12 protein-coding genes are annotated in these 12,201 nt (G+C 69.3%); 2 read left to right on the plus strand and 10 right to left on the minus strand.

What is annotated here, in order from left to right; translation table 11 throughout:
- The 6 genes from AC1D2K_RS17885 to AC1D2K_RS17910 form a co-directional block, all read right to left on the minus strand.
- A partial coding sequence (locus tag AC1D2K_RS17885; RefSeq protein WP_478090176.1) for an ABC transporter substrate-binding protein occupies positions 1-298 on the minus strand: 298 nt, incomplete at its 3' end.
- A gap of 26 nt (positions 299-324) precedes the next feature.
- Positions 325-1,371, minus strand: coding sequence for a branched-chain amino acid ABC transporter permease (locus AC1D2K_RS17890; RefSeq protein WP_478090177.1), 1,047 nt, complete (start codon positions 1,369-1,371; stop codon positions 325-327).
- Positions 1,371-2,243 carry a branched-chain amino acid ABC transporter permease gene (locus AC1D2K_RS17895; RefSeq protein WP_478090178.1) on the minus strand — a complete coding sequence of 291 codons (873 nt, stop codon included), beginning with the start codon at positions 2,241-2,243 and terminating at the stop codon, positions 1,371-1,373. Before AC1D2K_RS17895 ends, AC1D2K_RS17890 begins: the two co-directional genes overlap by 1 nt.
- Positions 2,243-4,156, minus strand: a complete 1,914-nt coding sequence (locus AC1D2K_RS17900) for an AMP-dependent synthetase/ligase (protein WP_478090179.1) — start codon at positions 4,154-4,156, stop codon at positions 2,243-2,245. Before AC1D2K_RS17900 ends, AC1D2K_RS17895 begins: the two co-directional genes overlap by 1 nt.
- Positions 4,153-4,935: an ABC transporter ATP-binding protein gene (locus AC1D2K_RS17905; protein WP_478090180.1), complete on the minus strand. Its 783-nt coding sequence runs from the start codon at positions 4,933-4,935 to the stop codon at positions 4,153-4,155. The genes AC1D2K_RS17900 and AC1D2K_RS17905 overlap by 4 nt, the downstream gene beginning before the upstream one ends.
- Entirely contained in the window at positions 4,932-5,723 is a 792-nt protein-coding gene (locus tag AC1D2K_RS17910; RefSeq protein ID WP_478090181.1) for an ABC transporter ATP-binding protein, read from the minus strand. Before AC1D2K_RS17910 ends, AC1D2K_RS17905 begins: the two co-directional genes overlap by 4 nt.
- A 309-nt stretch (positions 5,724-6,032) precedes the next feature.
- Between AC1D2K_RS17910 and AC1D2K_RS17915 the strand changes: the two genes are divergently transcribed.
- Both AC1D2K_RS17915 and AC1D2K_RS17920 read left to right on the plus strand, forming a co-directional pair.
- Positions 6,033-6,815, plus strand: a complete 783-nt coding sequence (locus AC1D2K_RS17915; protein ID WP_478090182.1) for an enoyl-CoA hydratase/isomerase family protein — start codon at positions 6,033-6,035, stop codon at positions 6,813-6,815.
- Positions 6,816-6,855: 40 nt separating this feature from the next.
- Complete coding sequence (locus AC1D2K_RS17920; protein ID WP_478090183.1) at positions 6,856-8,058, plus strand: acyl-CoA dehydrogenase family protein; 1,203 nt, start codon at positions 6,856-6,858, stop codon at positions 8,056-8,058.
- Here AC1D2K_RS17920 and ubiM read toward each other — a convergent pair.
- From ubiM to AC1D2K_RS17940, 4 genes are read right to left on the minus strand one after another with little or no spacing between them, the layout of a single operon-like run.
- Complete coding sequence (gene ubiM / locus AC1D2K_RS17925) at positions 8,033-9,259, minus strand: 5-demethoxyubiquinol-8 5-hydroxylase UbiM (protein WP_478090184.1); 1,227 nt, start codon at positions 9,257-9,259, stop codon at positions 8,033-8,035. The two genes, AC1D2K_RS17920 and ubiM, sit on opposite strands and share 26 nt — an antisense overlap.
- Positions 9,243-10,142, minus strand: a complete 900-nt coding sequence (locus AC1D2K_RS17930; protein ID WP_478090185.1) for an acyltransferase — start codon at positions 10,140-10,142, stop codon at positions 9,243-9,245. The genes ubiM and AC1D2K_RS17930 overlap by 17 nt, the downstream gene beginning before the upstream one ends.
- Positions 10,124-11,380: an NAD(P)H-dependent flavin oxidoreductase gene (locus tag AC1D2K_RS17935; protein ID WP_478090186.1), complete on the minus strand. Its 1,257-nt coding sequence runs from the start codon at positions 11,378-11,380 to the stop codon at positions 10,124-10,126. Before AC1D2K_RS17935 ends, AC1D2K_RS17930 begins: the two co-directional genes overlap by 19 nt.
- Before the next feature lie 6 nt (positions 11,381-11,386).
- On the minus strand, positions 11,387-11,830 hold the full coding sequence (locus AC1D2K_RS17940; protein ID WP_478090187.1) for a universal stress protein: 444 nt from the start codon (positions 11,828-11,830) through the stop codon (positions 11,387-11,389).
- Positions 11,831-12,201: the final 371 nt, after the last annotated feature.

The following is a 12,201-nucleotide window of genomic DNA, read 5'->3' on the forward strand; positions in this document are numbered from 1 at the left end:
GCTTCTTGACCGCCGACACCGAGCGCGCCGGCACGTAGCCGTCGTCTTCGTAGATCGCGCGCAGCTTGCGGCCGTTGATGCCGCCGGCGGCGTTGATCTCGGCGATGGCGAGCTTGGAGCCCGCCGCGCCGGCCTTGCCGATCAGCGAGGCCGGGCCCGACATCGGCTGCACCTCGCCGATCAGGATCTCGCTGGCCGTGACGCCGACGTCCTGCGCCTGCGCGCCGGCCGCGGCCGCGAGCATGCCCAACACCGCCAACGCACGCACCACCATCGCCTTGCCTTCATGCTTGCCCATCGTCGTCTCCTGTTGTGATTCGGTTGTCATTGGGACAGCGGCCACTGCACCCAGAAGCGCTTGGCCTTGCGCCAGATGCCGGCCAGTCCCTCGGGCTCGAGCCGCAGGAACAGCAGGATCACCACGCCGTACATCAAGCCCTTGACCTCGTAGATGCGGTCGGCCATGAGCATGCGCACGCCGTCGCCCGCCGCTTCGAAGCCGAAGTTCAGCAATTCGGGCAAGAGCAGGATCAGCGCCGCGCCGAGGATCGCGCCATGGATGCGGCCCATGCCGCCGACGATCACCATCGCCAGCGCCTCGATGCTGATCAGGACGCTGAAGGTGTCGACATTGACGAAGCGCGTCTGCAAGGCCACCAGCGCGCCCGCGACGCCGGTGTAGAAGGCGCTCACCATGAAGGCCAGCAGCTTGTAGCGCATCAGGTCGATGCCCATCGCGCGCGCCGCGATGTCGTGGTCSCGCAAGGCCAGCCAGGCGCGGCCGATCCGCGAGCGCATCAGGTTCAGCGTCGCGAACACCGCCAGCACCAGGAAGAACAGCGCCGCGTAGTAGAAGCGCTGGTCGCCCTTGAACGACACGCCCAGCACGCTGAGCGGCTCGACCGGCATGCCCGCCGAACCGCGCGTGATGCCCTCGGCGAACAGCACCACGTGGCGCACGATGAAGGTGAAGGCCAGCGTGGTGATCGCCAGGTACAGGCCCTTGAGCCGCAGCGAGGGCACGCCGACGATCAGGCTGGCGAGGGCCGCGACCAGCCCCGCCAGCGGAATCGCCAGCAGCGACGGCACGCCGTAGTCGGTCGTCAGGATCGCCTGCGCGTAGGCGCCGATCAGCAGGAAGCCGGCATGGCCGAGCGAGATCTGGCCGGCCACGCCCGACAGCAGGTTGAGCCCGAGCACGCCGACCGAAACCACGAAGATGCTGGTCAGCATGTTGAGCCCGTGGGCGCCGAACCAGGCCGGTGCGATCAGCAGCAGGCCGAGCCCGGCCAGCGCCCAGCACCAGGTGACGCGCTGGGGAGCCAGGGCGACCAGGCCGGCATAGGAGGTCTGGTAGGTTCTGCTGCGCATCAGACTCTTTCGATTTCACGTTGGCCGAACAGGCCGTAGGGCTTGACCATCAGCACCACGATGATCAGCACGAAGCCGGCGATCTCCTTGAGGCCGCGCCCCAGGTAGCCGCCGGCGAGGTTCTCGAACACGCCGATCACCAGCCCGCCGAAGGCGCCGCCGACCACCGAGTCGAGGCCGCCGAGGATGGTCGCCGGAAAGCCGCGCAGGCCCATCTGCGAGATCTCGGGCTCGAGGCTGAACATCAGGCAGAAGGCCAGGCCGGCGAAGGCCGCGAACACCGCCGACAGCGCCCAGGCGACGGCGCTGATGCGTTTCACGTTGATGCCCATCAGGAGCGCGGTGGTCTCGTTGTTGGAAGTCGCCCGCATCGCGATGCCGATGCGCGAGCGCGAGAAGAAGAGCCACATCAGGCCGCACAGCACGGCCAGCGAGACCAGCGCGAAGATCTGGCCCGGATAGAGCGCGAGGCCCGCGAACCGGATCACGGCGTTGCCGAAGGGGCGCGGGAACGCGGTGGGTTCGACGCCCCAGATCAGGATCACGGTGGAGCGGATCACGACCGCGAGGCCGATGGTCACCATCACGCGCGAGAACATCGGCTCGCCGAGCATCGGGCGGATGAAGATGCGCTCGATCGCCAGGCCCAGCAGCACCGACACCGCGAGCACCGCCACCAGCAGCGGGCCGAAGCCGATGCCCGGGATGGTGGCCAGGCTGAAGCTGATGTAGGCGACCAGCATCATCACCTCGCCCTGCGCGAAGTTCACCATGCCGGTCGCGCGGTAAACAATGGCGAAGCCCATCGCGACCAGGCCGTAGAGCGCGCCGATCACCAGGCCCGAGGTGACGAGGTTCAGGAAGTAGTTCATCAGGCCGTCACTTTCTCGACGCCGTAGATGTGCGCGACCTCGGCCGCGAACTTCTGCTCGATGACCCGCCGGCGCACCTTCATCGTGGCCGTGAGCTCGCCGTCGTCATGGTCGAGCTGCTTTTTCAGCAGCGCGAACTTGCGGATGCTCTCGACGCGCGAGAAGCGCTCGTTGACGCGCTTGACGTCGTCGGCGATGAGCTCGCGCACCGCCTCGAGCTGCGCCAGCGTCTCGTAGGTGGTGTAGGCCATGCCGCGCTCCTGCGCCCACTTGCCGACCGTGTCGAGGTCGATCTGGATCAGGGCCGAGACGAAGTGCCTGCCGTCGCCGAGCAGCACGGCCTCGCTGATGTAGAGGCTTTCCTTCAAGGCGTTCTCGATCAGCGAGGGCGTGATGTTCTTGCCGCCGCTGGTGATCAGGATGGCCTTCTTGCGGTCCACGATCTGCACCTGCCCGGTGGCCTCGTCGAGCTCGACGATGTCGCCGGTGCGCAGCCAGCCGTCGTCGAAGGCGGCACGGGTGGCCGCCTCGTCGTGCAGATAGCCGTTGAAGACGATCGCGCCGCGCAGCTGCAGCTCGCCGTCGGCGGCGACGCGCTGCTCGACCACCCCCGGCAGCAGCGGGCCGCACCAGCCGAGGCGCGACAGCGCGACGGATTGCGAATGGCTGGCGCCGCTGGTCTCGGTCATGCCGTAGATCTGGTAGATCGGCACGCCCAGCGCGCGGAAGAACAGGATCACCGAGGGCGAGATCGACGCGCCGCCGGTCATCGCGACCCAGGTGCGGTCGAGCCCCACGCCGGCCAGCAGGTTGCTGAACACCGTCACCCGCAGCAGCCAGGCGACGAAGGCGTCGCGCCGGCTGACCGCGCGGCCGCCGTTGGCGATGCTGCGTTCGGCGATCGGCGTGGCGATGGCCATCGCCTTCGTGAAGGCGCGCCGCGCGATCGGCCGCGCATCGCGCGACTTGATGAGGATCTCGTACTGCAGCTTTTCCCAGATGCGCGGCACGCCGAAGAAGAAGCTCGGGCCGATCTCGCGCAGGTTGTGGGTGACGGCGTCGATCGACTCGGCGAAGTTGACGATCGAGCCGTAGACCAGCTGCATCACCGGCGACATCAGGCGCTCGGCGACATGGCACAGCGGCAGGTAGCAGACCACCGTGAGCGGCCTGCCGGCGAAGCCCTGCACCGCACCCAGCGCCGCCGCGTCGGACACGATGCCGGCGTGCGAGAGGCGCGCGCCCTTGGGCATGCCGGTGGTGCCCGAGGTGTAGACGATCAGCGCATCCTGGCCGGCATCGAGCGCATCGAGCACGGCCTCCCAGGCGGCGCTGCGGCCCTCCTGCTGCGCCAGTGCGCGGCCTTCGGCGAGCGCCTGCGCGAACGGCATCAGCATCGGCTCGTCGTAGTGGCGCAAGCCCTTCCAGTCGACCGTGATCACGCGCTCGAGGTCCGGCAGGCCGCCGTCGCGGCGCATCGCCTCGAKCACCTTGTCGGTCTGCTCCTGGTCGCCGCACACCGCCACCTTGGCGCGGCAATGGCGAACGATGTACTGCAGCTCGGGCCAGGGGTTGGTCGGATAGATGCCGACCGTCACGCCACCCAGCGATTGCGCCGCCAGATCGGCGATGAACCACTCGGGCGTGCCGTCGGAGGCAATGGCCAGTTTGTCGCCGGCACCGAAGCCGGCCTGCTGCAGGAACAGCGCGAAGGCGCGCACGTGCTCGAAGTAGCCGGACCAGGTCGTGCCCTGCCAGATGCCGCGCGTCTTCTCGCGGAAGGCGATGCGCTCGGGCGTCTGGCGCGCGCGATGGCGCAGCAGGCCCGGCATCGTCGCCCGGCCCTCGGCCACGCCGGGCGGCAGTGCGGCATCGGCCAGCACGCGGTGGTCGGAGGTCTGCGCCGGCTTCATGCTGCGACGGGCGCGGCAACGCCCAGGTAGGCCGCGATGACGGCCGGGTCGGCCGCCACCTCGGCGGGGGTGCCATCGGCGATCTTGCGGCCGAAGTTCAGCACGCACACGTGGTCGGAGATGTCCATCACGATGCCCATCTCGTGCTCGATCATCATCACCGTGACGTTGCGCTCCTCGCGGATGTCGAGGATGAAGCGGGCGATGTCCTCGGTCTCCTCCTKGTTCATGCCCGACACCATTTCGTCGAGCAGCAGCAGGCGCGGCTGCATCGCCAGCGCGCGGCCCAGCTCGACCCGCTTCTGCAGGCCGTAGGACAGCGTGCCGACCGGCAGGTCGCGGATGGTCTCGATCTCGAGGAACTCGACGATCTCCTCCGCGGTCTCGCGGGCGGCGATCTCGGCGCGCCGCGCGGAGCCCCAGAACACGGCCGCGCCCAGCACGCCGGTGGTGAGCCGCGCATGCAGCCCGGTCAGGATGTTGTCGATCACGGTCTCGTGCTTGAAGACGGCGAGGTTCTGGAAGGTGCGCGCGATGCCGCGCTTCGAGAGGCTGTGGGCCGGCGCGCCCGCGATGTCCTCGCCGTCGAAGACGATCCGCCCCGCGCTGGGCGCGAGCAGGCACGAGATCAGGTTGAACAGCGTGGTCTTGCCGGCGCCGTTGGGCCCGATGACGCTGAAGATGTGGCCGCGCTGCACCCGCAGGTCGATGCCCGACAAGGCCTCGAGGCCGCCGAAGCGCTTGCCCACGCCCTGCAGCTCGAGCAATGCCGCGCTCACGAGAGCCACCTCTTGCGCCGCTTGTAGTGCTTGATCTCGCGCATGCTGCGGCGCTGGCCGCCGGCCTGCACGCCCAGATAGAACTCCTTCACGTCGTCGTTCGCGAGCAGCTTGGCGGGCGTGTCGTCGAGCACGATCCGGCCGCGCTCCATGATGTAGCCGTAGTCGGCGAGCGAGAGCGCCAGCTGTGCGTTCTGCTCCACCAGCAGCACCGTCAGGCCGCGCTCGTCGCGCAGGCGGCGGATGATGTCGAAGATCTCCGCGATGACCTGCGGCGCGAGTCCGAGCGACGGCTCGTCGAGCAGCAGCAGCTTCGGCTCGCCCATGAGGGCGCGCCCGATCGCCACCATCTGCTGCTGTCCGCCGGACAGGTAGCCGGCCACGCGATGCCGATGGGCTTCGATCGCAGGGAACAGGGCGTAGATGTTGGCCAGCGCCTGGGATTCGTCGGTGCCGGGCCGCAGGTAGCCGCCCATGCGCAGGTTCTCCTCGACGGTGAGCGTGTCGAACAGCCTTCGGCCTTCGGGCACCTGGACCAGCCCGCGCCGAACGATCTCGTGCGGCGCGCAGCGTTCGAGCGAGGCGTTGTCGTAGCGGATCGCACCGCCCGTGATCTCGCCGTCTTCCGGATAGAGCACGCCGCTGATCGCCTTGAGCACGGTCGACTTGCCCGCACCGTTGCTGCCCAGCAAGGCGACGATGCGGCCCTGGTCGAGTTCGAGCGAGACGTCGCGCACGGCCTCGACTGCACGGTCGTAGAACACCTGCAGGTTGGTGATGCTCAACATGGGCAACGGCCCCGGCCGAACGAGGGATGGTGAGATTCCAAGGCTTGTCTCCGCGCCGGTCATGGCGTCTGGTTATGGGGCGGATATTGCGGCGTCGATTTCCACCTGTCAACAGTTTTCTGACCCTGACTCAATTTATTGTTCTTTGAATTCCTCCGCCGGAACATCTCCCGTCTCTCTTCACTGTCTTAGGGTTAAACCTAGCATTTCATCCCTTCTCAAACGAAGCCAACCGGTGTCTCATTGGCACCGCATCAACGGACTTTATTGAGTCAAGGTCAACTTGATGTGGAACACCTCCGGAGACCCATGGACACGCAAGACCCCGTCTGCATCGACTTCCACGACGAAGTCGCGACGATCGCGCTGAACCGCTCCGATGCGCTCAATGCGCTGGACTATCYAGCCGCCGAGGCGCTGCATCGCGCGATCGAGACGGTGGCTGCCGCGCCGGGCGTGCGGGCGCTGGTGCTGCGTGGCGAAGGCCGGTCGTTCTGCGGTGGCGGCGACGTGGCCGCGATGCATGCGCACCGGTCCGAGCTGCCTGCGTTCATCGCCCGCATGATCGACAGCTTCCACGCCAGCGTGATGGCATTGAATCGCCTCGCGGTCCCGGTGATCGCCAGCGTCCATGGCGCGGTGGCCGGCGGCGGCATCTCGCTGGCGCTGGCCTGCGACATGGTGCTGGCGGCGCGCGGCACGCGCTTCGTCACGGCCTACGCGCAGCTCGGCGCGCCCGCCGATGGCGGCCTGAGCTTCCGCCTGACGCAGCGCCTGGGCGCCGCGCGCGCCTTCGATCTGCTCACGCTGCGCAGCACGATGGATGCGGAAGAAGCGCTGGCGCTCGGGCTGATCAGCCGCATCGTCGACGCCGAGCGTGCCGACGCCCAGGCGCAGCGCTGCGCGCGCGAGCTCGCGGCCCTGCCGGCGCAATCGGTGCGCGAGCTGAAGGAACTGACCGCCGTCCAGTCGCGTGAAGGCCTGCAGGCGCAGCTGGCGCGCGAGAAGGCCGCCTTCCTGCGCTGCGCCGCCAGCGCCGATTTCGCCGCCCGTGTCGCCGCATTCGCCGAGCGTGGCGGCCACGCCGCCTGAACCGCCTTCCGTCCTTTTTCTTTCCATCCCCCGGAGACCCATGAACACCACCGCTTCCGCTCCAGGCGCCGCCCAGCGCTTCTCGGGCCTGTCCGACGACGAGCAGCAGATCCTCGACCAGGCCGATCGCTTCGCGCGCAACGAGCTCTACCCCCTGTCCAGCCGCATGGACAACGAGGAGTGGTGGCCGCCCGAGGCCTTCGCGCAGATCGGCGCCACGGGCTACTTCGGCATCCCGGTGCCCGAGGTCTATGGCGGCGCCGGCCTCGATCTCTTCGCCAGCGGGCTGGTGGTGCAGGCGTTCTCGCGCTGGAACCACGCGCTTGCGCTCAGCTGGGTGGCGCACGAGAACCTGTGCCTCTACAACATCTACCGCAACGCCGACGAGGCGCAGCGCAAGGCCTACCTGCCGGGCCTGTGCAGCGGCAAGACCATCGGCGCACTGGGCCTGACCGAGCCCGGCGCGGGCTCCGATGCGCTGGGCTCGATGCGCACCACGGCCACGCGCGACGGCGACGACTACCTGCTCAACGGCAGCAAGATCTTCATCACCAACGGCGCGGTGGCCGATGTGGTGCTGGTCTACGCCAAGACCAACAAGGAGCGCGGCGCCAAGGGCATCTCGGCCTTCATCGTCGACACCCGCAGCGCCGGCTTCAAGGTGGCCCAGAAGCTCACCAAGATGGGTTTTCGCGGCAGCCAGACGGCCGAGCTGGTGTTCGAGAATTGCCGCGTTCCGGCGCGCAACCGGGTCGGCGAGGAGGACCGCGGCGTGCAGGTGGTGATGAGCGGGCTCGACCTGGAGCGCGCCATGATCGCGCCGATCTGCCTGGGCATCTGCGAGCGCGCGCTCGAACTGGCGCTCGACTATGCGCGCACCCGGCAGCAGTTCGGCCAGCCGATCTCGAACTTCCAGATGATCCGGGCCAAGCTGGCCGACATGTACGTGTGGATCGAATCGATGCGCGTCTTCACCTACCAGGCGCTGCGCGCGGCCAACGATCTCGAGATCGGCGGCGGCGGGCGCGGCGACATCCACATGATCACCGCCGCCTCCGTGATGTTTGCCTCGGAGACCATGAACAAGGTGCTCAACGAGGCGATGCAGATCCACGGCGGCACGGGCTACATCTGGGAATCCGAAGTCAACCGGCTCTATCGCGCCATCAAGCTGCTCGAAATCGGCGCCGGCACCACGGAGGTCCGCAAGATCATCATCAGCGACGAACTGCTGCGCCGTTGAGCGTCGGCAGCCGGAGCCCGCCACGTCCGGTGAGCCGTGCCGTGATCGCGGCCTTCAGCGGCGGCAGGTGCTGCGCGCCGCGCAGGATCAGCTGGCGCGCCAGCCGCTGCGGCGCGCCGTCGTTCGCAAAGAGCTTCGCCACGGCGTTGGTGCCGTGGTACATCACGGCGGCATCGCGACGGTGCTTGCGGCCGTAGCCGGCCAGCACGCCGGCGTCGCCGATGTCCAGCCCGGCCGCGCGCGCATCGCACAGCGCGTGGGCCAGCGTTGCGACGCTCTGCAACCCGAGGTTGTAGCCATGCGCCGTGACCGGATGCATGCCGACCGCGGCGTCGCCGATCAGCGCGCTGCGCGTGGCGCTGAATCGGCGCGCGAAGGCCGTGACCAGCGGATAGGGATAGCGATCGCCGAGCAGGCTCATAGAGCCCAGCCGGCCACCGAACTGCGCCTCGACAAGCGCAGCGAATTCGCCGCCGGGCAAGTCCATCAGCCGCGCCGCGGCCGCAGTGTCGGTGGTCAGCACCGCGGAGCAGATGTCGCCGGCCAGCGGCAGGATGGCCAGCGTGCGCTCGTAGCCGAAGCACTCATGGGCCACGTCGCGGTGCGGCAGCGTGTGGCGCATCCGGCAGACGATCATGGTGCGGCCGAGGTCCTGCATGTCGGCAGCGATGCCGAGCTGGCGGCGGGCCCACGAGAAGCGGCTGTCGGCAGCGATGAGGAGTTGCCCGTRCAATGACTCCGGCAGCGCCGCCTCGCCGTGCTCGAGCTCCAGCTCGACCTGCGCGGCCGAGGTGATGACGCGCAGCAGCCGCGACCGGGTGCGCAGATTCAGTCCGGGCCGTTCGGTCGCGGCCTCGAAGCTGACGCGTCGCAGCGCATGGTTGGGGACGATCCAGCCGAGCGGGTCGCGGGCCTTGAAATGCAGGGCGGCGTCATGCCCGCCGCCATCGGTCACCCGGGCCTCGCGGATGCGCCCGATCTCCTCGGGCCGCAGCCGCTGCCAGAGGCCCAGTGCACGCAAGGTCTCGACGCTGGAATGCGTCAGCGCGATCTCGCGGCCGTCCTCCGCGGGTGCGGCCAGCGCGTCGCGCGACTGCTGGTCGAGCACGGTCGCAGCGAAGCCGGCATCGGCCAGCGCGATGGCCATGGCCAGGCCGGTCGGGCCCGCGCCGACGATCAGGACTTCAGGGTCCAGCGACATGCATCTGCTCCTTCAACAATGCGGCGATGAGCCGATCCTTCTCCGCCCACTGCCCTTCGGTCCATTGGCGCAGGCGCTGCCGATGCGCCTTGTCGCCCAGGGCATCGGCTTCGAGCAGCGCCGGCGGAATCTCGCGCCGCCGCACGTCGACGGTCACCGCCTCCAGCCGGCCGGACAGCAGCGTCCAGAAGCTGGGCGGCCCCTGGGGGTAGACGATGGTGACGTCGAGCATCGATTCGAACTGCTCGCCCATGGTCTCCAGCGCCACGCCGAGGCCGCCGATCTTCGGTTCGAGCAGGTGCCGGTAGCGGCTGTTCTGGCCGGCATGCTTGGCCGCCGTGAAGCGCGTGCCCTCGATGAAATTGATGACCGCCGTGGGAATGCGCCTGAATTTCTCGCAGGCCTTGCGGGTGGCCGCAAGGTCGCCACGCCGCGCGCCCCGGCCTCGGCCGCGCTTCATGAACGGGAAATCGAGCGCCCACCAGGCCAGGCCGATCACCGGCACCCAGATGAGCTCGCGCTTCAGGAAGAACTTGAGGAAGGGAATGCGGCCGTGGAAGACCCGCTGCAGCACCAGGATATCGACCCAGCTCTGGTGATTGCAGGACACCAGGTACCAGCCACCCGGCTTCAGCCCGTCGAGGCCGTGCAAGGTCCACGGTGCCGGGCAGGCAGCCGCGATCCAGCGGTTGTTGAGCGCGACCCAGCCCGTGGCCAGCGCGTTCAGCGCCCGGTCGCACGCCGTGCGCACCGGGGCTGCCGGCACGGCCAGCTTGACGGCGGCGAGCGGCAGCATGAGGGCGACACCCACCAGCGTGTTGAGGCCGAGCAGCAGGCCGTTGAAGGCCCCGCGCCAGAACGGAATCAGGCCGCCGCCGCGCAAGGCGTGCCGGGCTCGGCGGCGGGCAGCAGCCCGCCCAGAAGCCATCGCATCAGGTCCCGCACCGGCCGGATCTGGTCGCCGAAGGGCAACCGGCCCGCACCGCGGAAGAAGAGCCCCTGCTCGGTGTGTCCCGCGAGCGCGTGGCCCAGCATCTTGTCGATGCAGAACTTGCCCCAGCCCGGCGTGGCGTCGCGCAGGCCGCAATGGGCCAGGCAGTCGAAGCGCATGGTGCACTCGGTCTCGCGGTGCGCCTTGGCCATCAGCCGCGGCTCGAGCCGCAGGTACTTGGCCAGCCAGGGCGTGCGCACGGCGCGCGCAGGCAGGCCCGCCACGCTGGTGAATTCGACCAGGTCCTCGGGCCTGGCGTCGGCGAGCACGCGCTTGAACGCCAGGTCGGCATCGCATTCGGCGGTGACCGCGAAGGCGGTGCCGAGCTGGACCGCCGAGGCGCCGAGCGACTGCAGCCGGCGGATGTCGTCGAGGCTCTCGACGCCGCCAGCGGCGATGAGCGGAATGCGGCCTTCGATGCCCGCGGTCTTGAAGAAGGCCTGCACCTGCGGCAGCACGACATCGAATTCGAAGCGCGGGTCGTTCAGGTCGCCCACCTTGGCGGCGCCGAGATGGCCGCCCGCAAGGCGCGGATGCTCGATCACGATGGCATCGGGCAGGCGCCCCTTCTTCTCCCACTTGCGCACGACCAGCTGGACGCCGCGCGCGTCCGACAGGATCGGGATCAGCGCGACCTGCGGGTGCTCTCGCGCCAGGTCCGGCAGGTCCAGCGGGAGGCCGGCGCCGACCACCAGCGCATCGGCCCCGCAAGCCAGCGCGTGCCGCACCTGCGACTCATAGGCCGTCAGGGCTTTCATCACGTTGACGGCGATCAGGCCGCGTCCGCCGGCGAGCCGGCGCGCCCGCGCGATCTCGCGGCCCAGCGCCTCGAGGTTGGCGGCGTCGATGCGCTGGCCGGCATCGGGCTCGGCCTCGAGGTGCGAGGTCTGCGCCCACAGGTCCGGGTGCAGGCGCCGCAGGTCGACCGACGACACGGTGCCGATGCCGCCGAGGCCGGCGACCGTGCCGGCCAGGCCGCCGGCCGAGACGCCGACCCCCATCCCGCCCTGCACCACCGGCAACAGCTCACGGCCGGCCAGTTGCCAGCTTCTCAGGCCCGATCCGGCGGCAAGCGCCCGCAACGCATCGGCCATGGCGGCCGCATCCGCCTGGTTGACTTCTTCCCTCATGCGGCGCTATCGGAGCACCAGCACCGGCAAGGCGGAATGCGTGAGCACATGCTGGGTCTCGCTGCCCAGCAGCAGGCGTCCGATGCCCCGGCGGCCATGCGAGGCCATGACGATCAGGTCGCTCTCATGCTTCTGCGCGGCCGCGATGATCGATTCGGCAACCTGGCTGGAATGGGCCACGAGCGCTTCGCAGCGCACGCCGCTCGCGCCCGCGCGCTCGCCGATCGCGTCGACCATGGCCTGGGCATGTTCGAAGCGCTTCTTCTCGATGCTTTCGCTCTCGGTCGCCTCAAGGACCGTCGTGCCCTCCATGTAGCTCTTGGGTTGCCTGCGGGCCACAGTGAAGGCGACCAGCTCGGCGCCATGCTGCCGGGCCAGGCCGATGGCGGTCTCGACCGCCTTCTCCGAAAGGGGCGAGCCGTCGGTCGCGACCAGGATTCGCTTGAACATGATGAGGTCTCCAGATGGGAAGGCCTCCAGTCTCGGCCAGACCCGCGCGGCGCGGATTGACTGGGATCAAGCTTGCGTCGGATGTCCGGCGTGCGGGCCCAGGCCGGCGCCGGGCCGCTGGCGCGGCGAAGTCCGCGCTTCGCGCAGACGGGCGGCCTGCGACCTCCCCCTCGGGGGGCAGCGACTCACACGCAGTGGGGGAGCGTGGGGGCCATTCAGGCCGGCGCCGGGCCGCCCCAAGCCGGCCTGCGGCCCCCTCGGGGGGCAGCGACCCACACGCAGTGGGGGAGCGTGGGGGCCACATTCATGCGCACCAGATCTCGATCTGGTGCGCAAGATCCATCCAGAGCGCCTGCAACGCGACCGCGGCC

This window comes from Variovorax sp. P1_H12_2 (assembly GCF_056405335.1).

Coding starts and splice junctions, on each gene's coding strand:
- AC1D2K_RS17895 (WP_478090178.1), bottom strand. CDS start 2,243: ATGAACTACTTCCTGAACCTCGTCACCTCGGGCCTGGTGATCGGCGCG.
- AC1D2K_RS17935 (WP_478090186.1), bottom strand. CDS start 11,380: ATGAGGGAAGAAGTCAACCAGGCGGATGCGGCCGCCATGGCCGATGCG.
- AC1D2K_RS17940 (WP_478090187.1), bottom strand. CDS start 11,830: ATGTTCAAGCGAATCCTGGTCGCGACCGACGGCTCGCCCCTTTCGGAG.
- AC1D2K_RS17910 (WP_478090181.1), bottom strand. CDS start 5,723: ATGTTGAGCATCACCAACCTGCAGGTGTTCTACGACCGTGCAGTCGAG.
- AC1D2K_RS17920 (WP_478090183.1), top strand. CDS start 6,856: ATGAACACCACCGCTTCCGCTCCAGGCGCCGCCCAGCGCTTCTCGGGC.